The organism is Pseudomonas sp. MDT1-16, from assembly GCF_054898115.1.
Window position 1 is genome coordinate 1,611,163 of record NZ_CM142717.1, and the last position, 23,268, is coordinate 1,634,430.

Genomic DNA, 23,268 nt, shown 5'->3' on the forward strand with positions numbered 1-23,268 from the left:
CAGTCGTAAAACCATACACCTCGGTATGTCAGGTAGACCGCATACGCAGGATTGACGACTGCTGCGCAGCCGGACGCAGGCTCCGCCAGCTGCTACAGGGAATGTTGTGTTCAGGGGAAACCGGGTCATGGCTTTGACGCCAGTTTTCCGCCCTGAAAATTGAATGGTCATTTATCAGGCACGCTACTACAGTGGCATTCGGTCTGTAGAGTAGGACACTCAAGCAGCCTTCTTTCGCACGGTGAGTCAACGATTGACCCATAACGCCATCCAGCGCTTGTTACTTAAACGCTTTGCCCTCGCAGCCGGCACCTACGCCCTGGCTTTGCTGCTGCTGTGGCTGGCGTTTTTCACGGGTCATTACGAGCAACCCTTGGCCAATGTGGCCATCGGCAGTGCGCTGGTGGTGATCAGCCAGGCGGCGTTGTTCGCGGTGTTTTACAGCGGCTGCAACCTGCGTTTTTCCGACCCCAGCCTGACCGAAGCGCAAGTGTTGCTGGGGCTGGGCTGGCAAACCTGGCTGATCGCCCATCTGGATGAGGCTCGTGGCGCGTTTCTGGTGTTCTACGTGCTGATTCTGCTGTTCGGGTTGTTTCATCTTTCGCGCCTGGCCTTTCTCCGGTGCGCGCTGTTGGTGTTCGCAAGTTTCAGCGCCATCACGTTGTGGGAGGGCTACCAATTCCAGCTACCCGACCCAGCGTTGGCCGCGTTGCAGGTGTGCGTGCTGCTCATCGTGTTGGTCTGGCTGGAGCTTTATGCCCGTTACGTCCAGGACTCGCGTCAACGCATGCGTCAGCGCCGATTTGCCTTGCAGGCGCATCAGGACACCCTGCGCGGGATGATGCGCCAGCTCGAAGACCTGGTGGCCACCGACGAACTGACCGGGCTGTTTAATCGCCGACATTTCCTGCGCCTGGCCTCCCGTGAGCTCAACGCCATGGACGCCGATGTCGTGCATGGACTGGCGCTGATTGACCTCGACCATTTCAAACGGATCAACGATGTCCACGGCCACGCCGCGGGCGATCAGGTGCTGCAAGCCTTTGCCGCCGTGGCCAGCGCTTGCTTGCGTGAGGGTGATGTTCTGGCCCGTTACGGCGGCGAAGAATTTGTCGTGCTGTTGCCCGATTGCAACGCCGAACGCCTGACCTCATGTTGCGAGCGGTTGCGCATTGCGTTCACGGATGTCGAACTGGTCGGCCTCAACGTCAGCCATCTCAGTTTGTCGGCGGGCATGACGTTGCTGGAACTGGGCGACGATCTCGACGAGGCCTTGCAGCGCGCCGATCAGGCGCTCTATCGGGCCAAGCGTGACGGTCGCAATCGTTGCGCGGCGGCGTGGGAGAACGTCGATGCCTGAGTTACGGGTCGGCGAACGCCAATGGTCGGTGGCGGCGGGCAGCAACTTGCTCGATGCCTTGAATCAGAACGGCGTGTCTGTGCCTTACAGCTGTCGCGCCGGCAGTTGCCATGCCTGTCTGGTGCAATGTGTACAAGGGCTGCCGAGTGACAGCCGACCCGATGCCCTGAGCGCAGACCAGCGTCAGCAAGGCTGGCGCCTGGCGTGTCAGTGTCAGGTGGTCGAGGACTTGCAGGTGCACACCTTCGATCCTCAGCAGGATGGCCGCCCGGCCGAAGTGGCGGCTGTCGATTGGTTGAGCACCAGCGTGTTGCGTTTGCGCCTGATCCCTCGGAGTCCTTTGCGCTACAGCGCCGGGCAGCATCTGGTGTTGTGGGCGGGCAACGTGGCGCGCCCGTATTCGTTGGCCAGCCTGCCGGATGAAGACCGGTTTCTGGAGTTCCATCTCGAGTGTCGCCAGTCGGGGGAATTCAGCGATGCTGCCCGTCAATTCAAGATCGGCGACTCGATCCGTCTCGGCGAGTTGCGCGGCGGGGCATTGCATTACGACCTGGACTGGAACGCCCGCCCCCTTTGGTTGCTCGCGGCCGGTACCGGATTGGGCCCGTTGTTTGGCGTCTTGCGTGAAGCGTTGCGACAGGATCACCAAGGCGTCATCCGTGTTATTCACCTGGCCCATGATGCCGATGAGCATTATCTGGCCAGACCGCTGCAGGCCATGGCAGCCAGCCGCCCGAACCTGAGCATCGAGCTTTGGACGGCGGCCGAGTTGCCAGAGGCTTTGGCGCAACTGCGGCTTGTTTCCCGGCAAACCCTGGCCTTACTCTGCGGTGCACCCGACAGCGTCGATGCCTTTGCCCGATGCTTGTACCTGGCGGGATTGCCGCGCAATCAACTGCTGGCGGATGTCTTTGTGCTCCGTGGTTGAGCGCTGATTTTCGATGTTGTCAGCGTTTTTCAACCGGCATTGATTCTCGCGGTCGATCGTTCCCACGCTCCGCGTGGGAATGCAGCCCGGGACGCTCCGCGTCCCTAGAGCAGACGCGGAGCGTCCGTTGAGGCATTCCTTTGCTGCGCGTGGGAACGATCATCAAAAACCAAAAAGCCCCGCCATTCACCTGGCGGGGCTTTTGTTTTTCAGCGCATTGTCACTCAGACCATCGGGTCGCCAACGTGCAGGATTTTCATCCCGTTGGTGCCGCCGATGGTGTGGTAGCTGTCGCCCTTGGTCAGGATGACCCAGTCGCCTTTCTCCACAACGCCCAATTTAAGCAACTCGTCGATCGCGGCCTGGCTGACTTGCTCAGGCGGCAGCGATGCCGGGTCGAACGGTACGGTGTAAACGCCACGGAACATGGCCGCGCGGGCCTGGGTTTCGCGGTGCGGGGAGAACGCGTAGATCGGGATGGAAGAGCGGATGCGCGACATGATCAATGGCGTGTAACCACTTTCGGTCAGGGCGATGATCGCCTTTACACCCGGGAAGTGGTTGGCGGTGTACATGGCCGCCAGGGCGATGCTCTGGTCGCAGCTTTCGAAGACCTTGCCGATGCGGTGGCTGGAGGTCTTGCTGGTCGGGTGCTTTTCAGCGCCGATGCAGATGCGCGCCATGGCTTGCACCGCTTCCAGCGGGTAAAGGCCGGCCGCACTTTCAGCCGAGAGCATCACGGCGTCGGTGTAGTCGAGCACGGCGTTGGCCACGTCGGACACTTCAGCACGGGTCGGCATCGGGTTCTGGATCATCGACTCCATCATCTGCGTCGCCACGATCACCGCCTTGTTGTGGCGGCGTGCGTGCAGAATGATTTTCTTCTGAATGCCCACCAGCTCGGCGTCGCCGATTTCCACACCCAGGTCACCACGGGCCACCATGACGGCGTCGGAGGCATTGATCAGCGCGTCGAGGGTGTCGTCGTCGGCCACGGCTTCGGCGCGTTCGATCTTCGCCACCAGCCAGGCAGTACCGCCGGCTTCGTCACGCAGTTGACGGGCGTATTCCATGTCGGCGGCGTCACGCGGGAAGGACACGGCGAGGTAGTCGACTTCCATTTCCGCAGCGAGCTTGATGTCGGCCTTGTCTTTTTCAGTCAGGGCCGGTGCGGTCAGGCCGCCACCGCGACGGTTGATGCCTTTATGGTCGGACAGCGGACCGCCGATCAGCACGGTGCAATTCAGCTCGGTGGCATTGGCGGTATCAACGCGCATGACCACACGGCCGTCGTCGAGCAGCAGCTCGTCGCCTACGCCGCAGTCCTTGACCAGGTCCGGGTAGTCGATACCGACGACGGTCTGGGTGCCTTCGGTCAGAGGATGGCTGGTGGAGAAGGTGAATTGATCACCGATCTTCAGCTCGATCTTCTTGTTGGCGAATTTGGCGATACGGATTTTCGGGCCTTGCAGGTCACCCAGCAGGGCGACGAAGCGGCCGTGCTTGGCAGCGAGTTCACGCACCAGCTTCGCGCGAGCCTTGTGCTCGTCGGGGGTGCCGTGGGAGAAGTTCAGGCGGGCGACGTCCAGGCCAGCCAGAATCAGCTGTTCGAGAACTTCCGGCGAGTTACTGGCCGGGCCAAGGGTAGCGACGATTTTGGTACGACGGACGGACATGCATAGACTCCTGAGTTCAAGCGCTGAGTGAGGCTACTATGCTCTTGGGGTGTAGTCATTGTTCATGTGCACTACTTTTTGTGAAGAGCTTTGTTATTCGTTTGTTTCTTTAAACGAACATTCCTGAAGATTTTGCGCGACGGGTCGATACATTGCTCAAGACAGGAGAACCCCCATGCGATTCGTGCTCATTGCCGCCCTTGCCCTCGCCGTTATTAGCGTCACGGGCTGCACCCGTTGGTCGATGAACCATCATTTGAATAACGCCTACAGCGCCTATGACCGCGGCAACTGCGAGCAAGTAACGCTCGAATTGTCAAAAGTCGAACGCGCCAGCCGCGCGCGGCCTTATGTGTGGCCGGAAGTGTCGATGATGCGCGGCTTGTGTCTGGAGCGTCAGAAACTGTTTGTCGATGCGGCTCAAACCTACCAGTTCATCATCGCCTCGTACCCACAAAGTGAATACGCCTTCCGCGCCCGCGCCCGCCTGGAAACCTTGCAGTCGCTAGGCCACTATCCGCTGCGCAGTGCGGCGGTCGTGCGTCCGACCCGGTTCTGATTAACGGGGGCATTCAAAGGCTGGCCCCCCTGCGGTGGTGAGCTATAGTCGAATAGATCGGTTTTAGAGCCTCGTCTCTACATCGACGTAACACCTGTGATCGGCAGGAGTAAGCGGCAGCGGTTTTGTGGACTGTCGCACCGGGATCGGGGAGAGCGCGCCTATGTCTATGCCTTTCTATAAGCAATAGAAGCAGAAATAGAAACAGGCCCGTTCCGAAGCATTAGTGCGGCCCTGCTTAAGGGCCTTGCTGGGCCAATTGCGCATGTTCACTGACCGCCGGATCGAGCGGCATCAATTGCCGTATTTTCTAAGAGTGTTCAACAGCGTCACCGACAAACCCATTGGCTTTCTGGGCAACGTGTCCGAGGACGGGCTGATGCTGATCAGCCAGTTGCCGATGATGATCGGCGCCGATTTCGATTTGCGCCTGAAAATCCCCGCCAGCAACGGTTGTATGCAGGTCATTGATCTTCAGGCGTGTTGCCTGTGGTGCCATGAAGACACGACCCCTCACCACTATGACGCCGGGTTCAGCCTGCAACGGGCACCGCCGGAGTATGGGCAATTGGTGAGTGCGCTGAAGCAGTACTTCAGTTTTCAGCCGTTGCCTGCCTCGGCCTGAAATTCTGCGGCGCCGTTGCAATCGCAATCGCGAGCAAGCTCGCTCCCACAGTGATTAGCGTTGTGCACAAAAAAAAGTGTGTTCACCGCAGAAACCTGTGGGAGCGAGCTTGCTCGCGATGGCGTCAGTGCAGACAACAGAAACCAAATGGCTGAAACACTACGCCGTACCGATCGCCTGCTCGTTCTCCAGCGACTTCTCCACCAGCAACAACCCCAACTCACTCAACTGATAAATCGCCATCGCCAGGTGACGTTCTTTATCTTCGAGGCCTTCAGCCAGGTCCAGTAGCAAAATACCGACTGATGAATAAGTTTCGAAAGTCTGGATCAGCAGCTCCTCGGGATTTGCATCTGGGGCGACGGCGAACATCTTCATGGCTCGTTCCTCGGTAAAGCGGTTTTGGGTGTTGTTTTGATTGAGGTAATGTTTCAGTGCCTTTTTGGCGGCGGCGTGGAGCTTTTTAGGGTCGAGGGTGGCGTAGGGCGAACGGGGGATGGATTCGAATTTCTCGGGTGGAGGATTGAACATCGGGTTAACTCCTTTGGATCGCTGATGGGTAGCGACAGGAGAACCTTAAGGTTGGACGGCTATCTTCAATAGTCAGCCAGGACCGCTGCTAGTTGTAGGTAGAGGCGCTTGGTTTTGTAGGCGTTGTCGTTTGCTCGAATATTCGGGTACGAAAAGAGAAAGAGCAGCTGTCCAACGATGAACATTTGTCATGCCACCAAAGCTATTTCTTCATCGCAATGCGCCCAACAATTTTGAGAAATTGTCGAGCGATATTTGCAAGTGTTGAATGTTTCATCACTCATCAGAATGTGGTTTTTTCGGGGGCTCTACTTCTTTAAAGTCGGTGGAAACAGAGATAAGCGCCAGAGAGATAAATTCTTGGTTTCGATCTAGCGTTTGGAGCGTCCCTCGGATGTTATCTGCGACTTCAGTAGCCCCTTGTTTCTCCACCAAATTGGTTAGTTCTTCTATTGCCGCACCCATTGCCAGCTGGTTCTGATGGATCTGGGTTAGCACTGCAGTGAATAGACTTTTCTCATCCATGATTTATTCCTCGACGTAGAGCTAAATGCTTGTTGGTTATGACCGATGCTCAAAACTATTATGGGAGAATTGACCACTGCATCGCGTCCTTAGGTGGTTTCTCTACCAGTATCTCTATCACTTCCTATCGATATCGTGAAGCAGCTATTTTCTATGCTAGGTACCGTTACATCATTCCGGCTTTTTTCCAACCCAGATACCGCGTCACCAGCTCGGCCCCCAATTCCCCGGGTCGCGCATCCACCACCGGAACTCCATGAGCACTCAATCGCTCATGGAGTTCGGCCCGGTTATTCAAATAATCCACCGTCCCGCAGTAAGCCAACGCCTCTGGCAAGGTTTGCACGGGTGCGTGTCGCATGCTGTCTAGCAAGTCTTCGCGCAGGCTCGCCACCAGCACGCGATGTTGTTTGGCCAGACGCTTGACGGCTGTCAGCAGTTCTTCATCGTCCTCATCCCGCAAATTCGTCACCAACACCACCAACGCCCGGCGTTTTTGCCGAACCAGCAATTGGTTGACGGCGGCCTGATAGTCGGCAGGGCGTTGGCTGCTATCGAGGTCGTAAACCGTATTGAGCAGCACGCTGAGCTGGCCTGTGCCTTTAACCGGCGCCAGGTAGCGCGGTTGATCACTGGCAAACGTACTCAAACCCACCGCATCACCCTGGCGTAGGGCGACGTAGCTGAGCAGCAGACAGGCATTGAGCGCGTGATCAAAGTGCGACAGTTCATCGTCCTGGCTGCGCATGCGTCGACCGCAATCGAGTAGAAAGATGATCTGCTGGTCACGTTCATCTTCGTATTCGCGGGCGATGGGCGTGCGGTGGCGGGCCGTGGCTTTCCAGTCGATCTGGCGCAGGCTGTCGCCTTCTCTGAATTCGCGTAGTTGATGGAATTCCTGGCCCTGGCCCCGTCGTTGGCGCTGGTGGACGCCCAGCTGGCTCAGCCAGCTATCCACCGCCAACAGCTGGCCGCCGTAGAGTCGGGCGAAGTCGGGGTAGACGCGGGTGTTGTCGGCGACGTTGAGCAGGCGTTTGTCCGACCACAAGCCCATTGGGCTCGGTAGGCTTATTTCGCACTGTTCGAAGGTGAAGTGCCCTCGTTTGAGCGGGCGCAGGCGATAGCCGATCCGGCTGTGTTGGCCGGGTTGCAGTTCGACTGACAACGGCAGGTTTTCAAAGCTCAGCCCCTGCGGTACGTGATCGAAGATCTGAATGTGCAACGGCTGGTGGAAATCATGCTCGACCTCCAGCCGTACTTCGCCCCAACGACCGAGCGCCAGGCTGCCAGGCATCTGCCGCTGCACGCGCGGCGAGGGCAGGCGTTTGAGGCGGATGGCGTCGAGTATCGCCAAGAACAACAGCGCCAGCAGCAATCCCCAGTTGATCGACAACAGACTGCCGGGGGCTTCAACGTCCAATGCCCGCAAAGTGCCCAGCACAATGCCGATGGCCAGCAGGATCGCCAGCCAGATCAATAGCAGGCGCGAAGGTTTCACAGACGCGGCGCCGGCACTTGATCGAGCAGTTGCTTGAGCACCTGATCGACGTCCAGCCCTTCGATGTCCAACTCCGGCGCAATGCGCACACGATGGCGCAGCACGGCCAATGCGCAGCCTTTGATGTCATCCGGAATCACGAACTCGCCACCGCGCAGCAGCGCCCGGGCTCGGGCACAACGCACCAGCGCGATTGACGCGCGTGGCCCCGCGCCGAGAGTCAAGCCCGGCCAGGTGCGGGTGGTGCGGGCCAGACGCACGGCATAGTCGAGCACCTGATCGTCCAGCGGCAAATCACTGGCGATGCGTTGCAAGGCCAGCACGTCTTTGGCTTGCAATACGGTGCGCAGCGGTTGCACGTCGAGCATGTCGGCGCGGGTCGAGCGGCTGACTTGGCGAACCATGTTCAGCTCTTGCTCGGCGTCGGGGTAATCCATGCGCACCTTGAGCATGAAGCGATCGAGCTCGGCTTCGGGCAGTGGATAAGTGCCTTCCTGTTCGATGGGGTTTTGCGTGGCGAGCACCATGAACGGTTGCACGATGGGCAGGGCGCGCCCTTCGAGGGTGACCTGGCGTTCCTGCATCGCTTCGAGCAGCGCGGCCTGGGTTTTCGCCGGGGCGCGGTTGATCTCGTCAGCGAGCAAAAGGTTAGTGAACAGCGGACCTTTGCGCAGTTTGAACTGCTCGGTTTGCAAGTCGTACACCGCGTGCCCGGTCACGTCGCTGGGCATCAGGTCGGGGGTGAACTGGATGCGTGCGAACTCGCCACCGAAGCAGCGGGCGAGGGCGCGCACCAACAAGGTTTTGCCCAACCCCGGCACGCCTTCGAGCAGCACATGGCCGCCAGCGATCAGGGCGGTGAGGACGTCGTCGATCACCGTGTTTTGGCCGATCACGGCTTTTCGTAATTCGGTCCGTACCGCTTGGGCCAATTGGCTGGCGCGCTGGCGTTGCTGAGCGGCGTGGGAGGGCACGCCGGGCTCGATCTGTTCACTCATAGCGTGTTCCTCAAGGTTTGCAGGTGGGCGACCTGACGGCTGAATTCAGCGCTGGACAGCCGCTGCTTCGGTCGCGGGCTCATGGCCTGGCTGATAGCGCGTGTGGATTGGCCGGTCAGGCGTGCGAGCACCCGCCATTGCTCGGCAACGTCCAATTGTTCGAAACCGGGATGACGGCGCCGCACACGACGCAGGATGTCTTGCTGCAAGGCTTGCAGCAGGTGCTGCTGGCCGTTGCGGCGCAACATGAAATCGGCGCTGGCGCGCAGGTGTTCCTGAAGTTGCCGGCGACCTTTCGGTGCAGGTTCCAGCAGCGGACCATGGCGCACTCCGACATGCCAGAGCGCAAGACCGATCAGGGCGATGAGGGCGACTAACGCCTGAGGGAAATTACGCAGGAGCAAGGTCAGCAGACTGTCGTGATCGGTGTTGAACAGCAGGGTCACGTTCGTGTCGGCGGTCAGGTACCAGAGCATCCAGGCGTTGTCGTACTGGTCGATGGCCGGGGTTTTCCACAGGTCGGCGTCGGTGACCACGGTGATCGAACCGAGCCCGTGGTTCAGCTGCATCATGTGCGTGGCCTTGCCGCTGTTGGCCCAGGCTTGCGCGAGGTTTTTCGGGTCTTCGAGATGGAACGCCGTATCGAAGCTGGCGTAGGCCGGCGCGTCTTCGTCTTCCAGATACAGCTTGGTCAGTTTGGGGTAAGGGTTGCCGCCAATAGTGGGCGGCGGCTCCTTGAGGTCTTTGCTCAGCGACTGGTGCAGCTGCACCCGGTCGAGCAGCAGGTCATTGCTCTGGCCGGTCCTTTCATCCCACAGCGACTGGGCGACAAACAACAGGCGCCCGCCGGCCCGGGTCCAGTTCATCACTTGATCGATCTGGCGCGGGGTCATGTTGTACCGGTCCCCGAGCAACAACAGACTGTGTTGATGTGGATCGAGGGTGGGCAGGATATCGAGGTTGTTGGCGTGACTGACGGTCAGGCCCTGTTTGCGCAGGAAATGCGCTGCGGCCAAATAGGGATTGGCCTGGGCTTCGGGGGACGGGCCGTGATCGATTTCTGCCTGATAGGGCGTGGCCTTCAGGTACAGATAAACACTCAGCACGCCCACCAGCACGCTGATGAACACGCCGACCGAAAGCCGCAACCGCCGGCTCAACGGGGCGCTCCCGGGCCGAACAATGTTCGCCAGCCGTCACAGAGTTCCTGTTGCAAATGCGCGGGCGGCAGGCGATGCCCGTAGGCCATGTTCTGCCAGTGCCTGGTCAGGTTTCTGCTGAAGGCCAGCAAGGCCGGTTGATGCAGTTGCTCGACGCGTTGGAGCACCTCGCCTTCCGTGTCGGCGGGTTTCAGCGCCATGTTGTGGTCGTGCAACAGATGGCTGAGCAGGGCGCGATAGAGCAACCCGAGGGCAGCGCGCGGGTTGGTTTGCCAGAGACTTTCGGCGCTGGCTGCGATGTCAGCGGGCAGGGTTTCTCGATTCAGGTCCAGACCGAACGCTTGCGGCGGCAATGGGCGTCCGACTTTACGGTTGAACGCCGGCCGACGGCTGACGAACGCCTGCAACCCGTCGCGGTAACGCCAGATCAGCAAGCCGATGGCACCCATCACGGCGCCCCACAACAGCCCTTCAATCAAGGTGGCGAGAAAGCCGAAACGCTGGCTATCGAACAGACTGGCCAAGGCCTTCAGCCATTCAGGTGTTTTCCCGTCATCCGGTGTTTGGGTGTCGGGTTTGTCTTCGCCAAATCGATAGCGGGTCACCGTTTCTTTGTTCTTGAACGGGGGCTGATCGAGAATTTTCTTGATGCTGTCTTTGGACGCCTGACTGGTCAGCGGTTGATCCAACAGGCGTGGGCTGTCCGGCGTGATCACGGGCTCGTCGGCCCAGACGTTGGGTGCGGCCGGCACCAGCAGTATCGCGGCCAGCAGCAGCGTGACCGCCGTGGTGTTGAGGCGTTGGCGCAATCGGCGGAACACCAGTTCGATGTCCCAGGCTTCCAGCACCGTGCGCCGATTCAGATAAAGGCTGAAGCCGCAGGCCACGTAGATCGGTTCCCAGACAATCAGCACCAGCACGTAAAAGGCATTGGTCAGGTGTTCCAGCCATCGCCAGTCCTGTGTGGCGGCGGTGATCAAGGTCTGCCAGCTCCAGTCGAGTTCGACCTGTTGCGGCAAGAACATATAGAACAGCACCATCAGGCCGATCCATAACGCGCTTTCCAGATGCACGCCGATGATCGTCAGCCACTGTGCCGCGCCGGCGTTGCGCTGTAGCAACACCCGCAAACGCTGTTGGCGTGCCTGACCCTTCAGGCCTTCAAGTTGCACCACTGGCATCACAAAACTGCGGCTCAGGCTCAGCCTTCGCCAGGTCAGGCTGGCCAGTAGTTGTGGCTTGAGCAGGCGCGGCCATTGGCGCAGCGCCTGTTTCAATGTGGGTGTTTCACCGAACATTACTTTGGAAAGGATGTACAACGGCAGTCGTTCGAACGCCGGTTTCAGCCACCAGAAGATGAACACGGCGAGGGAGGGCGAATCCCACAGAAACAAGGTGAGCAGCGCGAAGATCGGCAAGGTGATGATGGCCCAACTGGTCATCAGCAATCGTCGATGGCGCTGGCTCAGCAGCACGCCCAGGTCCATGGCTTCCCAGGTGGTGCGCGGGCGGATCACGACCGTGGCGTCACTCAGGCGCATGGCGGGTTCGTCCGGCAAACAGCAGATAAGTCGCCACCAACAACCAAAGCACCGCGCCGACCAGGTATTTGGTGATTGGCGCCGGCGCGGTCATCGACGACCAGTAGGCTTCGATAAACGCGGCAATCAGCAGAAACAGCATGACGCCGCAGATCAGCAACACGCTCTTGCGCGCCGCCAATCGCAACGCTTCGGCGCGGGGCAGGCGCCCCGGCGCGATCAATGCCCAGCCCAGTTGCAGGCCGGCGGCACCGGCCAGCGCAATGGCGCTCAGTTCGAACGCGCCGTGGCCAATCACGAACGACCAGAAGGTTTGCCCGTAGCCGATGTGCGTCAGGTGCCCGGCCACCGCGCCAATCATCAAGCCGTTGAAGAACAGGAAAAACGCGCTGCCCAGACCAAACAGCAAGCCGCTGGCAAACGTCTGAAAGGCGATGCCAATGTTGTGCATGATGTAGTAACCGAACATCACCCAGTCTTCACTGGCGGCGCGTTCCGCCGAACGCCCCAGGTGACCGGCGTCGGGGTCATACATGCCTTGCATCTCGCTGACCTGCTCGGCCGGAATCAGGTTGTAGACCAGGTCCGGGAACAGATACACCAGCAGCGCGAAGCCGATCAGGCTGCCAAAAAACATCAGGCCGGCGGCGAGCACAAAGCGCCATTGTTCGCGCACCAGGCGCGGGAAGTCGGCAAGGATAAAGCTCAGTAGGTTGGCGCCCATTCGACTGCGATGCCGATAAAGCTGTTGATGCCCTCGCAGCACGTGTTGCTGCAAGGAGTCGATCAGGAAACTGCTGTAGCCGCGTTCCTGAGCCAGTGCCAACTGTTGGCAGAGCCGTCGATAGTCTTTCGGGAAACTGGCGATCCGTGAGGTTTCCTTGCCTCGCTCCAGCTGGTCGAGCATCAGGGAAAACTGCTCCCATTCGGCCTTGTGGCGATTTTCGAAAAGGCTTTGCTTCATGCGGGCCCCAACAAGCCACGGGCGATGCCGTTGAGTTCCGCCACGGCGCGTGGCGCGGAGACCTGCAACGGTTGGGCAAGGATCGACGCCAGTTCGTTCGTCCGCGCTTCGGAGAGTTCACCCTGGCGTTCGGCAAACCCAAGAATGGCGCGTTGTTCGAGCAGCGTCAGGGTAAAGGCCGGGCGCCGAGGCTGGACGTCGGGCAGTTGCGGTCGAGTCAACGGTTGTTCGCGGTAGATCACCAGCGTGCCGGCGGCCAAGTCGCCGAGGCGTTTGAAGGTGGGGTGTTGCAGGCAACTGATGGCGCCGAGGAAGTAGCCAAATGGCAACAGGTCGACAAATCGCAGCAGGTTGCGCAGCAGCGAAGCAGACCAGCCGATCGGCGTGCCATCGTCCTGCACCACCCGCAACCCCATCCATTGTTTGCCCGGCGAGCGCCCTTGGTTGAGCACCTCGAACAGCACCATGTACCACCAGCTCACCACGAACAAAAGAATCGAGCCGAGCCCAGCGCCGAGTTTGCCGAGAAACGCCAACACAATAAACAGCAAGCCCAGGACCAATCCGCGTAACCCAAGGTCGATGGCGAACGCCAGCGCACGAACCATCAGCCCGGCCGGGCGCAGTGGCAAGTCGATGCCTTCCGGCGTTTCGACTTGATACCGCGTATCCAGTGGCGCGGACAGCGTCGCTTTCCTTGGCAGTGCTGTGGTCTCGAGCATGGGCAACCTTAATGTGGCCTGTTCGGGATTCGATGTCCGGCCGATGCTAGCAGCCTCTCGGGGGGAAACGACATAACTATGTATTGCACGGTGAGTGGCCGGAGGTGATTGAATGACGAGATTACTGGCCGGGGCGGGATGTGAACGCCTAGACTTCGCCGATCTTCAGTTCAGGAATAGCCCGTGACCTCTATCTTCTGGTACGACTATGAAACCACTGGCATCAACCCCCGTTGCGACCGCCCGCTACAAATGGCGGGGATTCGCACTGACTTCGATCTCAATGAAATAGACGAGCCGGTCAACCTTTACTGCCAGCCCAGTGAAGACATCCTGCCCCATCCGGCGGCCTGCGCGATCACGGGTATTACCCCCGGCCGACTGGCCGAGCAGGGCCTGAGTGAAGCCGATTTCATGACCCGGGTGCATGCCCAACTCGCTGCGCCCGGTACGTGTGGGGCGGGGTACAACACGTTGCGTTTCGACGACGAGATGACCCGTTACAGCCTGTACCGAAACTTTTTTGACCCCTACGCGCGCGAGTGGCAGGGCGGTAACAGCCGCTGGGACCTGATTGATGTGGTGCGTGCAGCGTATGCCTTGCGCCCTGATGGCATCGTTTGGCCAAAGGACGACGAGGGGCGGGTGACGCTCAAACTCGAACGCCTGACCGCCGCCAATGGCATTGATCACGGCAATGCTCACGAAGCGTTGTCGGACGTTCGCGCCACCATCGCCCTGGCGCGTCTGATCCGGGAAAAACAGCCAAAGTTGTATGACTGGTTGTTTCAGTTGCGCGGTAAACAAAAGGTGATGGATCAGATTCGGCTGTTGCAGCCAATGGTGCACATCTCCGGGCGCTTCTCGGCGGCGCGCAGTTATGTTGGTGTGGTGCTGCCATTGGCCTGGCATCCGCGCAACAAGAACGCTTTGATTGTCTGTGACCTGCACCTGGACCCTCAGGGCTTGCTCGATCTTGATGCCGACACCTTGCGTCAACGGCTGTATACCCGCCGCGATGACTTGGCCGAGGGCGAGTTGCCGGTGCCGCTCAAACTTATCCACATCAACAAATGCCCGGTGGTGGCGCCGTTGTCGGTACTTCGTTCTGAAGACCAGCAACGTTTGGGGCTGGATATGTCGCTCTACCAAGCGCGTGCGCTGCGGCTAAGTGACGCACAAAAAGTTTGGCGAGATAAAGTTCAGGCGATTTATGCCAACGAAGACTTCACCTCGAGCCAAGACCCTGAGCAACAGTTATACGATGGTTTTATCGGTGATCGGGATCGGCGTCTATGTGAGCAAGTCAGGTCTGCCGACCCTGCTCAATTAGCGCAACAACAATGGCCTTTCGATGATGAACGCTTGCCTGAATTATTATTTCGATATCGCGCCCGTAACTTCCCCGATACGTTGAGTTTCGAAGAGCAAGAACGCTGGCGAATATTCTGTCAGCAACGTTTGTCAGCACCCGAATGGGGGGCGCCAAATACGCTGGACACTTTTGTAGCGGCCGCAGCCCAATGGAACATTAGTGCTACATCGCTTCAGCGGGAGGTGCTGAATGAATGGCAGAATTATGTCCAGGGATTGCGCAAACGATTGAATCTTTGAAAACGAATATGTCCGGGGCTGAATGCCAGCATCAAAAAACGCCAGCATCAGCTGGCGTTCTTTTTTGTCGCGGATGAGTCTGCGACAAACTCTGCGGCTTAGCCCAGCAGGGTAGCCCAGCCTTCAACCACGTCACCGCCCCACTTGGCTTTCCACTCTTTCAGCGTTTTGTGGTTGCCACCTTTGGTTTCGATGACTTCGCCGTTGTGCGGGTTTTTGTATTGTTTAACTTTGCGAGCACGTTTGGTGCCGGTAGTTTTTACTGCGCCGCCGCGTGGCGCTTTGGTTTTGGACTCTGGATCCAATAGCGCAATGATGTCACGCAGAGATTTGGAGTATTCGCCCATCAGGGTGCGCAGTTTGCCTTCGAATTCCAGCTCGGTTTGCAGTTTGTCGTCTTGGGACAGGTTCTTCAAACGGGCTTGCAGCTCTTTGATAGCTTCTTCGGTGGCGCGATATTCGTTGATCAAGGACATGAGGACTACCTTATGTTGGGGCGCTGGATGGCAGGTGACAGTGCGGCAATAATAGTCAGGGTGTTTCATCAAGTAAACATTAACCGTGGTTTTATTTAAATGAGTTACGGTGAATAGGGCATAAATGGCGGGTGTAGTTAAATAGTGTGATGCCGTCATCACAGATATTCACAATCGGGCACTTGAAGATGGGCAACAGGAACACCATCGCGCGGGTAGTGGAGGCTGCCAAAATCTCTGTCGCCCACCTTCGTGCCAGGCAAGACGTCATCAATACTGCAGTTTTGCTGCGCAATCGCTAGAATGGCCGCCTTTGCGAAGTTCTGGAGTTTGACCCTCATGCGCACTTTTCGGCTGGTGATTGCTTGCCCGGACCGCGTCGGCATCGTTGCTAAAGTCAGTAACTTTCTGGCGTCACATAACGGCTGGATCACTGAAGCGAGCCATCACTCGGACAATCTCAGTGGCTGGTTCTTCATGCGTCACGAAATTCGTGCCGATTCGCTGCCCTTCGGTATCGATGCCTTTCGCGAAGCGTTTGCACCGATTGCCGAAGAGTTCTCCATGAACTGGCGCATCACCGATACCGAGCAGAAAAAGCGCGTGGTACTGATGGCCAGTCGCGAGTCTCACTGCCTCGCCGACTTGTTGCACCGCTGGCACAGTGATGAGCTGGATTGCGACATTTCCTGTGTAATTTCCAACCATGACGATTTGCGCAGCATGGTCGAGTGGCACGGGATTCCGTATTACCACGTACCGGTCAACCCGCAGGATAAAGAACCGGCATTCGCCGAAGTATCGCGTCTGGTCAAACAGCACGATGCCGAAGTGGTCGTACTTGCCCGTTACATGCAAATCCTGCCGCCCGAGTTGTGCAGCGAATACGCTCACAAGGTCATCAACATTCATCACAGCTTCCTGCCGTCGTTCGTCGGTGCCAAGCCGTATCACCAGGCATCGATGCGGGGTGTGAAGTTGATCGGCGCTACTTGCCACTACGTGACCGAAGAGCTGGATGCCGGTCCGATCATCGAACAGGACGTCGTTCGCGTCAGCCACAGCGACAGCATCGACGACATGGTGCGTTTCGGTCGGGACGTCGAGAAGATGGTGCTGGCCCGTGGTCTGCGTTATCACCTGGAAGATCGGGTGCTGGTGCACGGCAACAAAACCGTCGTGTTCTGACAGCCAGTTGCTGATCGTTCCCACGCAGAGTGGGAACGATCTGGGTAAATAGAGGACATGACCATGGCCGATCCACTGGACAAAGCCACTTCCAGGGCACCCACCACGTTGGGTGAGGGTTGTCTGAGTCGCTACGACCCGGATGACATGAACCCCGAAGACGGCACGGAGTTTCCCGGTGCTGCCGAGTTGTGGGAACAGTTGCAGCAAGAACCCGACGACAAGCCTACGCCTGCTTGAACTTCATCAACTTCTTCAGCAGCGGCCGCCCGAGCATCAGCAAAAACACCGGGCCACCCACCACCAGGTAGAAGTAATAGGTCACCGCCCGCCAGATCAGAATCGCCGCCGCCGCGGTAGATTTTCCCACCATCGGCGCCAGCAGCGCCGCCGAGGTCAACTCCGCTGCCCCGGCACCGCCCGGCAACAGGCTGAACTGCCCCGCGCTCAGCGAAAGCATCTGGATCAGGAAGCTCCAGGCCCACTGCAAATCCGCCCCGAGCCCACGCAACGCCAGATACAGCACGCTATAGCGCAGGAGCCAATGCAGGCAGGTCAAGGCAAACACCATGATCAATGTCTGAAAGGGCAACTTCAGCGTGTCAGCAAAAGCCGCCAGGAAGTGCAGGAGTTTTCGCGCCCAGCGCAGGCGCGTGGTGGCTTTGACATTGAGGCGAGCGAGCAACCGGCCGCTCAGGCGAATCAGCATTCGATGGTAACGGGCAACCACCACACAACTGAACAACCCGCCGAACATCGAAAGGGCGCTGACGGTCAGCAGCCATTCCATGCGTTGGCTGAGGTGCTGGAACAACGCATAGATCAGGATCCCGCTCAGCGCGCAGAGAAAAAACAGTAAATCGCTCAGCTGATCCATGGCAAACACGGCGCTGCCTCTGGCCGGACGCACGCCATTGCGCGCCAGCAGCGCCATGATGGTCAGCGGGCCGCCGCTGCCGCCGGGGGTGGCGCAATAGGCGAATTCGGCGGCCATCACCACCCCGAGACTTTTGAACGGGCCCACCTTGTCGCGCTGATCCCCTAGCAACAGGCGCAAGCGCATTGTGTTCAGCACCCAGCACAGCAGGATCATGCCGAACATGATCAGCAGCCATCTCAGCGGAAAGCTTTGCAGTCGATACCAGGTTTCGTTACCGCCCAGCAGCGACGGAATCAGCACCGCAGCAAGCAGCGCGACGAGCAGCAGAATCCCGCGACTCATGCGGCGCGACCCATACAATCGCTTTGCAGCGCCAGCCAGCGTGCCTTGGTCATCGGCACACGACCCTCGCCGAGCAAGCGCTTGAGGGTTTGCAGCCAGTAAGTGCGCGAGAGCTCATGGCGCATATCGACCGGGTGCAGGCCGAGACGAATCACCGGTGCGTGCCGCCAGCGTTGTTCGCGTTGATGGCTGACGAGTTTCGACACCCCCCGGCGCCAGGCGCTGCGCGCACTCCAGACCAGGCCTGGAGCATCAACGGCGCTGAAGTCCGGCAGACGATACAGATGCTGCGGATCGCTGGTGTAACTGAGGGGTAACTGGCGCAAGGCCTGGCGCGTCCCTTCGCTCATCAGCCAGGCCGGGGCGACGAACCCCTCCAGCGGCCAGTGATAACGGTGGAACACTTCGATGCCGGCGCGCAGGCGGGCAAGAGCGGCTTCTTGAGACAGGCTGTAAAACTCGCCTTCATGGGTGTAAATCCGGCGCATGAACCAGTCTCGTGGGGTAGTGGGAGTGGGCTCTTCATCGCAATGAAAGTAACCGTGCAATGCCAGTTCGTCACCTCGGGCGATCCGACGGGTGAGCCAACGTCGAAACCCCGGATGCTCCTCCAGATCGTTGTGCTTGTGCAAATTTGGCACGACCAGCCAGGTCATCGGCACCTCGCCCAGGGCGTCGACAGCTTCGACAAAGGGTTGGTAATCGGCCCAGGTTTGCGGTGCGACGTCGTGCAGGACGAGTAACAGGCTGGGCGGGTTCATGGGCTCAACCATTGGCGGTCAGCAGCCAGTGGCTGCCGAGTACGGCGTGATAGTGCCGCAGCAGGCTGTTGACCACCGTGTCCCAAGAGTAATGCTGCTCGACATGGCTGCGGGCCTGTTTGCCCAACACGACGCTGCCCGAGCTGAACAGTTCGCGGACCGTGTTGGCCATCGCCAACGGATTATTCGGCGGGCAGAGGAGGCCGCATTGATCGGTGATGATTTCCTGAAAGGCCCCGGCCGCCACGGCCACCACCGGAATGCCACTGGCCATGGCTTCAAGAATCACCAGGCCGAAGGTTTCCTGATCGCCGGCATGCAGCAGCGCATCGGCGCTGGCCATCAATCGCGCCACGTGTGCCGCCGGACAGAACTCACCGACCACGGTGACGTTGTCGGGCACTGCGGCTGGCATCGACGAACCTACCAGCAGCAGGTGATAGCGTCGGCCCAGGCGTTTCATGCAGTCGAGCAGCACCGGCAGGTTTTTTTCCTTGGCGCCGCGCCCGGCGAAGATCAGCAAATGAGTGTTTTCATCGATGCCCAATTCGGCCCGCAGACCCGGGTCCCGGGCATTGGGATGGAAGGTTTGCAAGTCGACGCCCAGCGGTTGAACGAAAACGTTCTTCACCCCCAACCCGATCAGTTTGTCGGCCATGACCTGGCTTGGCGCCAGAACCCGATCGAAGTTGCCATAGAGCTTGCTGACATAGGCTTCGACGTTGGTTGTGACCCAGTTGCCCATGCGATTGCTGACCAGCAGCGGCAGGTCCGAGTGATAAAAGCCGACCACCGGGACATCGAGTTGCCGCCGAGCGTCGAGTGCCGCCCATGCGGTGAGGTAGGGGTCGCCGACCTCGATCAGGTCGGGCTGTAAATCCTGCAGAACATTGCGCCAGGGCGCGAGACGGAGGGGGAAGCGATAGCCTTTGCCGAAGGGCAGAGCGGGGGCCGGAACCGTGTAAACGCCATCCTGTTCACTTAAGTAAGCCCCAGGGATCAGCAGACTGTGGCGAATGCCCGGCTTGATGCCCAGGCGACGGTGTTTTGCATCCAGATAGGTGCGCACGCCACCGCTGGCAGGGGCGTAGAACATGGTTATGTCAGCGATATGCACGATGAACATCCCTCCGGTCCGTTATTCTCCCTTGGTTGACCTTTATGAAGGATAGATGTTCGGTTGGGGTTTTGTGGCGGGGGTGTCAGCGAGGTTTGTGATGTTTGAGCAATCGCCTTCGCGGGCAAGCCTCGCTCCTACGGGTTCACGCTAAACCCTGTAGGAGCGAGGCTTGCCCGCGAAAGGGCCAGTTCAGACACTAAATACGGAAACTGCCCACCAACTGCTTCAACCGCGCCGCCTGCTGTTCAAGATCCGAACACGCCCGCAACGTCGACTGCAGGTTTTCCACCCCTTCCTGATTCAGTGTATTGATCTCGGTAATATCCACGTTGATCGATTCAACCACGGCAGTCTGTTCCTCAGTTGCCGTCGCCACCGACTGGTTCATCCCGTCAATCTCGCCAATACGCAACGTCACGCTATTCAAACGCTCACCGGCCAGGTTGGCGATTTCGACGCTGTCCTGACTGTGGCGCTGGCTCTCGCTCATGGTGCTGACGGATTCGCGGGCGCCGATTTGCAACTCCTCAATCATGGTCTGCACCTGCTGCGCCGATTCCTGAGTGCGGTGCGCCAGGTTACGAACCTCGTCTGCAACCACCGCAAAACCGCGACCGGCTTCACCGGCACGCGCCGCTTCGATGGCTGCGTTGAGCGCCAGCAGGTTGGTTTGCTGGGAGATGCTGGTGATCACTTCGAGAATCTGCCCGATATTCACGGTTTTGCTGTTCAGCGATTCAATATTGGTGCTCGAGGCGCTGAGCATGCTCGACAGCTGATTCATCGCGGCAATGCTGCGGTCCACCACTTGCTGGCCATCTTCGGCCAGGCTGCGGGCATCGCTGGCCTGACTCGAGGCTTGTGCTGCGTTACGGGCGATTTCCTGAGCGGCGGCGCCGAGCTGGTTGATCGCCGCGGCCACGCTGCTGGTGCGCGAGGCTTGCTGGTCGGAATTGAACATCGACGAATTCGAGGCGGCCACTACACGCAGGGCCACTTCGTTGACTTGTCCGGTGGCCGAGGACACTTCGCGGATCGACGTATGAACCCGTTCCACGAAACGGTTGAACGCCGTACCAAGAATGCCGAATTCGTCCTGATTCTGGATGGTCAGGCGCTTGGTCAGGTCGCCTTCACCGTCGGCGATGTCTTCCATGGCGCGGGTCATGACGTGCAGCGGCTGGATCAGGATGCGGATCAGCATGCCCAGCAGGGCGATGATGATGGCCACGGCAATGACCGTCGCAACGACCGCCGAGGTGCGGAATTCGCTGAGCATCGAGAAGGCTTTGTCTTTATCCACCGACAGACCGATGTACCAGTTGACCGATGGCAGGCCTTTGATTGGAGTGAAGGTGACGATGCGGGTCTTGCCTTCGACGTCCACTTCACTGAAGCCGCTGCTGATGCGCGGGGTATTTTTCGGGTACGCCTCGCTCAGGGACTTCATCACCAAGGCTTTGTCCGGGTGGACCAGAATCTTGCCATCGGCGCTGACCAGAAAGGCGTAACCCATGCCGCCGAAGTCGCGGGCGCTGAGGGTGTCGATCAGGGTTTGCAGGCTCAGGTCGCCGCCCACCACACCGACGCTTTGTCCGGCCTTTTTCGAGGCCGTGGCGATAGAGATGATGGTCTGGCCGGTGGCCGCGTCGATGTAGGGTTCGGTCAGGGTTGCAGTGCTGCTGCTTTCGGCGCCTTTGTACCAGGGGCGTACTCGCGGATCGAAGCCGGCAGGCATTTTTGCGTCAGGGCGAATCGTGAAGCTGCCGCTGGCATCGCCCAGGTAGGACGCCATGAAGGTCGACGTCAGGGCTTTCTGCTCAAGCAGACTGGCGACGGTGGCCTGTTCGGGGTTGATGGCGATGTTCTGGGCGAGGTTGTCGATCAGCAGGATACGGCCGGTCAGCCAGGTCTGGATGTTGTTGGCGGTAACGTCTCCCATCTCGGTGAGGTAGTTATCCAGGTCTTCACGAATCGCATTACGCTGTAAATAGTCGTTGTACAGCGTAAACGAGGCAAAGGCAGCAATAACGATGAGGGCGGCGGCAAGCAGTATTTTATGGCTGAAGCGCAGATTTTTATTCATGGCTTGGGGTCCGCTAAAGTCTTAATGTCCAGGGCGTGCTTTTATAAAGGCGCGCAAATTGGGCAGTGTTGAAAGTAAGCTGATATTTCCGTCTTTCCTTCGGGGAATTACCGAGGCTATTTTCAGTCTGGTCTCTCGCTTGTTATCGGCCATGAAGGATCAAAGATTAACCATGGGTGACAAAATGCCTGACTCATTGCAACTCGTTATCGGCGCCGACCTCGCGGGCCAATCTGTCACTCAGGCCATGCGCCTGGCGAACCGTCACGGGCTGGTGGCGGGCGCTACCGGGACCGGTAAAACCGTCACCTTGCAGCGGCTGGCCGAAGCCTTCAGCGATGCCGGCGTGGCGGTGTTTGCCGCCGATATCAAGGGTGACCTGTGCGGTCTGGGCGCCGCCGGCAATCCTCAAGGCAAAATCGCCGAGCGGATCGCCGGGATGCCTTGGCTGAACCACACGCCTCAAGCGTATCCGGTGACCCTGTGGGACATTCACGGTCAGTCCGGTCATCCATTGCGTACAACCTTGAGCGAAATGGGGCCGTTGCTGCTGGGCAGCCTGCTGGAACTGACCGACAGTCAACAGTCGACGCTGTATGCCGCCTTTAAGGTGGCGGATCGTGAAGGGCTGTTGCTGCTGGACCTTAAGGATCTGAAGGCGCTGCTCAATCACCTGCGTGACAACCCCGAATTGCTCGGTGACGACGCCGCGCTGATGACCACCGGTTCCAGTCAGGCGCTATTGCGGCGCCTGGCGACCCTGGAGCAGCAGGGCGCAGAAGCGCTGTTCGGTGAGCCGGCGCTGCAACTCGAAGACATTCTGCAACCGACCGCCAATGGCCGCGGGCGCATTCACTTGCTCGATGCCAGCCGTCTGGTGCACGAAGCGCCGAAGGTCTACGCGACGTTCCTGTTGTGGCTATTGGCCGAATTGTTCGAGCAATTGCCCGAGCGCGGCGATTCGGACAAACCACTGCTGGCGCTGTTTTTCGATGAGGCGCATTTGTTGTTTGCCGGTACGCCAAAGGCGTTGCAGGATCGCCTTGAGCAGGTGGTGCGACTGATTCGCTCGAAAGGCGTTGGCGTGTATTTCGTTACCCAATCGCCGGGCGACTTGCCGGATGACGTGCTCGCTCAGCTCGGTTTGCGCATTCAACATGGCTTGCGCGCATTCACCGCCAAGGAGCAGAAATCCCTGCGAGCGGTGGCCGAGGGCTTCCGGCCGAACCCGGCGTTCGATGCTTTGTCGGTGCTGACCGAGCTTGGGATCGGCGAGGCGCTGGTCGGCACGTTGCAGGACAAGGGCACGCCAGAGGTGGTTCAGCGGGTTTTGGTTGCGCCGCCGCAATCGCGGATCGGGCCGCTGAGCGAAGCCGAGCGTGCGGCGTTGATCGCCAGTTCGCCATTGCAGGGACGTTATGACAAACCGATCGATCGTGAGTCGGCTTATGAAGTGCTGATGGGACGCAAAGGTCTGGCGCCGGAGCCCGAAGCAGTCCCGGGCAAGGCTGCACCAGAGGAACCGAGCTTCACCGACAAGGCCGGGGAGTTCCTGGGTACGGCGGCAGGGCAAGCGCTGAAATCGGCGATGCGTCAGGCGGCTAATCAACTGGGCCGACAGTTGGTCCGTGGGTTGATGGGGTCGTTGCTCGGTGGCAGCAAGCGCCGCTGAATAACTTGTAGGAGCGAGGCTTGCCCGCGAAGAGGCCCTTAA

Annotated in this window: 22 protein-coding genes and 1 pseudogene; 8 read left to right on the forward strand and 15 right to left on the reverse strand. The window is 59.3% G+C overall.

The annotated features are described in order from the left end of the window. Positions 1-253: 253 nt before the first annotated feature. Both ACYZT3_RS07185 and ACYZT3_RS07190 read left to right on the forward strand, forming a co-directional pair. Positions 254-1,360, forward strand: coding sequence for a GGDEF domain-containing protein (locus tag ACYZT3_RS07185; protein WP_282375435.1), 1,107 nt, complete (start codon positions 254-256; stop codon positions 1,358-1,360). Next, positions 1,353-2,288 carry an iron-sulfur-binding ferredoxin reductase gene (locus ACYZT3_RS07190; protein WP_282375436.1) on the forward strand — a complete coding sequence of 312 codons (936 nt, stop codon included), beginning with the start codon at positions 1,353-1,355 and terminating at the stop codon, positions 2,286-2,288. The genes ACYZT3_RS07185 and ACYZT3_RS07190 overlap by 8 nt, the downstream gene beginning before the upstream one ends. 224 nt (positions 2,289-2,512) lie before the next feature. Here ACYZT3_RS07190 and pyk read toward each other — a convergent pair whose 3' ends face one another. Then, the gene (gene pyk, locus ACYZT3_RS07195) at positions 2,513-3,964 is read right to left on the reverse strand and encodes a pyruvate kinase (RefSeq protein ID WP_462031789.1); all 1,452 of its coding nucleotides are present in this window, start codon (positions 3,962-3,964) and stop codon (positions 2,513-2,515) included. 175 nt (positions 3,965-4,139) lie between these two features. Here pyk and ACYZT3_RS07200 point away from each other — a divergent pair, with 175 nt between their 5' ends. Both ACYZT3_RS07200 and ACYZT3_RS07205 read left to right on the forward strand, forming a co-directional pair. Continuing rightward, a complete protein-coding gene (locus ACYZT3_RS07200) occupies positions 4,140-4,523 on the forward strand; it encodes a tetratricopeptide repeat protein (RefSeq protein WP_282375438.1) in 384 nt (127 codons plus the stop codon). A gap of 265 nt (positions 4,524-4,788) precedes the next feature. Then, complete coding sequence (locus tag ACYZT3_RS07205; RefSeq protein WP_282375439.1) at positions 4,789-5,148, forward strand: PilZ domain-containing protein; 360 nt, start codon at positions 4,789-4,791, stop codon at positions 5,146-5,148. A gap of 159 nt (positions 5,149-5,307) precedes the next feature. On the opposite strand, the gene ACYZT3_RS07210 is transcribed toward ACYZT3_RS07205, so the two are convergent. The 8 genes from ACYZT3_RS07210 to ACYZT3_RS07245 form a co-directional block, all read right to left on the reverse strand. Then, complete coding sequence (locus ACYZT3_RS07210; protein ID WP_462031790.1) at positions 5,308-5,679, reverse strand: DUF6124 family protein; 372 nt, start codon at positions 5,677-5,679, stop codon at positions 5,308-5,310. Between the two features lie 276 nt (positions 5,680-5,955). After that, positions 5,956-6,204, reverse strand: coding sequence for a hypothetical protein (locus ACYZT3_RS07215; protein ID WP_462031791.1), 249 nt, complete (start codon positions 6,202-6,204; stop codon positions 5,956-5,958). Between the two features lie 166 nt (positions 6,205-6,370). After that, entirely contained in the window at positions 6,371-7,702 is a 1,332-nt protein-coding gene (locus ACYZT3_RS07220) for a DUF58 domain-containing protein (RefSeq protein ID WP_462031792.1), read from the reverse strand. After that, on the reverse strand, positions 7,699-8,700 hold the full coding sequence (locus ACYZT3_RS07225) for an AAA family ATPase (RefSeq protein ID WP_282375445.1): 1,002 nt from the start codon (positions 8,698-8,700) through the stop codon (positions 7,699-7,701). The genes ACYZT3_RS07220 and ACYZT3_RS07225 overlap by 4 nt, the downstream gene beginning before the upstream one ends. Continuing rightward, complete coding sequence (locus ACYZT3_RS07230; protein ID WP_462031793.1) at positions 8,697-9,860, reverse strand: DUF4350 domain-containing protein; 1,164 nt, start codon at positions 9,858-9,860, stop codon at positions 8,697-8,699. Before ACYZT3_RS07230 ends, ACYZT3_RS07225 begins: the two co-directional genes overlap by 4 nt. After that, positions 9,857-11,401: a DUF4129 domain-containing protein gene (locus ACYZT3_RS07235; RefSeq protein ID WP_462031794.1), complete on the reverse strand. Its 1,545-nt coding sequence runs from the start codon at positions 11,399-11,401 to the stop codon at positions 9,857-9,859. The genes ACYZT3_RS07230 and ACYZT3_RS07235 overlap by 4 nt, the downstream gene beginning before the upstream one ends. After that, positions 11,388-12,365, reverse strand: a complete 978-nt coding sequence (locus ACYZT3_RS07240) for a stage II sporulation protein M (RefSeq protein ID WP_462031795.1) — start codon at positions 12,363-12,365, stop codon at positions 11,388-11,390. The genes ACYZT3_RS07235 and ACYZT3_RS07240 overlap by 14 nt, the downstream gene beginning before the upstream one ends. Beyond that, the gene (locus ACYZT3_RS07245) at positions 12,362-13,087 is read right to left on the reverse strand and encodes an RDD family protein (protein WP_462031796.1); all 726 of its coding nucleotides are present in this window, start codon (positions 13,085-13,087) and stop codon (positions 12,362-12,364) included. The genes ACYZT3_RS07240 and ACYZT3_RS07245 overlap by 4 nt, the downstream gene beginning before the upstream one ends. A gap of 183 nt (positions 13,088-13,270) precedes the next feature. Between ACYZT3_RS07245 and sbcB the strand changes: the two genes are divergently transcribed. Next, positions 13,271-14,701, forward strand: a complete 1,431-nt coding sequence (gene sbcB, locus ACYZT3_RS07250; RefSeq protein WP_462031797.1) for an exodeoxyribonuclease I — start codon at positions 13,271-13,273, stop codon at positions 14,699-14,701. Between the two features lie 98 nt (positions 14,702-14,799). Here the strand turns inward: sbcB and mvaT are convergent, their stop codons facing one another. Next, on the reverse strand, positions 14,800-15,177 hold the full coding sequence (mvaT, locus tag ACYZT3_RS07255; protein WP_007933316.1) for a histone-like nucleoid-structuring protein MvaT: 378 nt from the start codon (positions 15,175-15,177) through the stop codon (positions 14,800-14,802). A gap of 339 nt (positions 15,178-15,516) precedes the next feature. On the opposite strand from mvaT, the gene purU reads away from it, so the two are divergent. Both purU and ACYZT3_RS07265 read left to right on the forward strand, forming a co-directional pair. Beyond that, entirely contained in the window at positions 15,517-16,365 is an 849-nt protein-coding gene (purU, locus tag ACYZT3_RS07260) for a formyltetrahydrofolate deformylase (protein WP_282375451.1), read from the forward strand. 63 nt (positions 16,366-16,428) lie between these two features. Further along, positions 16,429-16,605, forward strand: coding sequence for a hypothetical protein (locus ACYZT3_RS07265; protein ID WP_462031798.1), 177 nt, complete (start codon positions 16,429-16,431; stop codon positions 16,603-16,605). Here ACYZT3_RS07265 and ACYZT3_RS07270 read toward each other — a convergent pair. The 5 genes and pseudogenes from ACYZT3_RS07270 to ACYZT3_RS07290 all read right to left on the reverse strand — a co-directional run. Next, positions 16,592-17,587 carry a lysylphosphatidylglycerol synthase transmembrane domain-containing protein gene (locus ACYZT3_RS07270; protein ID WP_462031799.1) on the reverse strand — a complete coding sequence of 332 codons (996 nt, stop codon included), beginning with the start codon at positions 17,585-17,587 and terminating at the stop codon, positions 16,592-16,594. The two genes, ACYZT3_RS07265 and ACYZT3_RS07270, sit on opposite strands and share 14 nt — an antisense overlap. Beyond that, positions 17,584-18,360, reverse strand: a complete 777-nt coding sequence (locus ACYZT3_RS07275) for a polysaccharide deacetylase family protein (protein ID WP_282375454.1) — start codon at positions 18,358-18,360, stop codon at positions 17,584-17,586. Before ACYZT3_RS07275 ends, ACYZT3_RS07270 begins: the two co-directional genes overlap by 4 nt. Beyond that, the gene (locus ACYZT3_RS07280; RefSeq protein ID WP_282375455.1) at positions 18,353-19,474 is read right to left on the reverse strand and encodes a glycosyltransferase family 4 protein; all 1,122 of its coding nucleotides are present in this window, start codon (positions 19,472-19,474) and stop codon (positions 18,353-18,355) included. Before ACYZT3_RS07280 ends, ACYZT3_RS07275 begins: the two co-directional genes overlap by 8 nt. Positions 19,475-19,664: 190 nt before the next feature. After that, positions 19,665-20,429: a methyl-accepting chemotaxis protein gene (locus ACYZT3_RS07285; protein WP_461979610.1), complete on the reverse strand. Its 765-nt coding sequence runs from the start codon at positions 20,427-20,429 to the stop codon at positions 19,665-19,667. Positions 20,430-20,522: 93 nt separating this feature from the next. Next, positions 20,523-21,554, reverse strand: a pseudogene (locus ACYZT3_RS07290) (HAMP domain-containing protein); the annotation flags it as partial. A gap of 184 nt (positions 21,555-21,738) precedes the next feature. Here ACYZT3_RS07290 and ACYZT3_RS07295 point away from each other — a divergent pair. Further along, the gene (locus tag ACYZT3_RS07295) at positions 21,739-23,226 is read left to right on the forward strand and encodes a helicase HerA-like domain-containing protein (protein WP_462031800.1); all 1,488 of its coding nucleotides are present in this window, start codon (positions 21,739-21,741) and stop codon (positions 23,224-23,226) included. The last annotated feature ends 42 nt before the right edge of the window (positions 23,227-23,268 follow it).

What these genes read in the sequence shown, in the direction of transcription:
- ACYZT3_RS07190 (WP_282375436.1), top strand. Translation starts at nt 1,353, where the DNA reads ATGCCTGAGTTACGGGTCGGCGAACGCCAATGGTCGGTGGCGGCGGGC.
- purU (WP_282375451.1), top strand. Translation starts at nt 15,517, where the DNA reads ATGCGCACTTTTCGGCTGGTGATTGCTTGCCCGGACCGCGTCGGCATC.
- ACYZT3_RS07235 (WP_462031794.1), bottom strand. Translation starts at nt 11,401, where the DNA reads ATGCGCCTGAGTGACGCCACGGTCGTGATCCGCCCGCGCACCACCTGG.
- ACYZT3_RS07240 (WP_462031795.1), bottom strand. Translation starts at nt 12,365, where the DNA reads ATGAAGCAAAGCCTTTTCGAAAATCGCCACAAGGCCGAATGGGAGCAG.
- ACYZT3_RS07205 (WP_282375439.1), top strand. Translation starts at nt 4,789, where the DNA reads ATGTTCACTGACCGCCGGATCGAGCGGCATCAATTGCCGTATTTTCTA.
- ACYZT3_RS07275 (WP_282375454.1), bottom strand. Translation starts at nt 18,360, where the DNA reads ATGGTTGAGCCCATGAACCCGCCCAGCCTGTTACTCGTCCTGCACGAC.
- ACYZT3_RS07215 (WP_462031791.1), bottom strand. Translation starts at nt 6,204, where the DNA reads ATGGATGAGAAAAGTCTATTCACTGCAGTGCTAACCCAGATCCATCAG.
- ACYZT3_RS07270 (WP_462031799.1), bottom strand. Translation starts at nt 17,587, where the DNA reads ATGAGTCGCGGGATTCTGCTGCTCGTCGCGCTGCTTGCTGCGGTGCTG.
- ACYZT3_RS07265 (WP_462031798.1), top strand. Translation starts at nt 16,429, where the DNA reads ATGGCCGATCCACTGGACAAAGCCACTTCCAGGGCACCCACCACGTTG.
- ACYZT3_RS07245 (WP_462031796.1), bottom strand. Translation starts at nt 13,087, where the DNA reads ATGCTCGAGACCACAGCACTGCCAAGGAAAGCGACGCTGTCCGCGCCA.
- pyk (WP_462031789.1), bottom strand. Translation starts at nt 3,964, where the DNA reads ATGTCCGTCCGTCGTACCAAAATCGTCGCTACCCTTGGCCCGGCCAGT.
- ACYZT3_RS07225 (WP_282375445.1), bottom strand. Translation starts at nt 8,700, where the DNA reads ATGAGTGAACAGATCGAGCCCGGCGTGCCCTCCCACGCCGCTCAGCAA.
- ACYZT3_RS07295 (WP_462031800.1), top strand. Translation starts at nt 21,739, where the DNA reads ATGCCTGACTCATTGCAACTCGTTATCGGCGCCGACCTCGCGGGCCAA.
- ACYZT3_RS07280 (WP_282375455.1), bottom strand. Translation starts at nt 19,474, where the DNA reads ATGTTCATCGTGCATATCGCTGACATAACCATGTTCTACGCCCCTGCC.
- mvaT (WP_007933316.1), bottom strand. Translation starts at nt 15,177, where the DNA reads ATGTCCTTGATCAACGAATATCGCGCCACCGAAGAAGCTATCAAAGAG.
- ACYZT3_RS07210 (WP_462031790.1), bottom strand. Translation starts at nt 5,679, where the DNA reads ATGTTCAATCCTCCACCCGAGAAATTCGAATCCATCCCCCGTTCGCCC.
- ACYZT3_RS07200 (WP_282375438.1), top strand. Translation starts at nt 4,140, where the DNA reads ATGCGATTCGTGCTCATTGCCGCCCTTGCCCTCGCCGTTATTAGCGTC.
- ACYZT3_RS07285 (WP_461979610.1), bottom strand. Translation starts at nt 20,429, where the DNA reads ATGTTCAATTCCGACCAGCAAGCCTCGCGCACCAGCAGCGTGGCCGCG.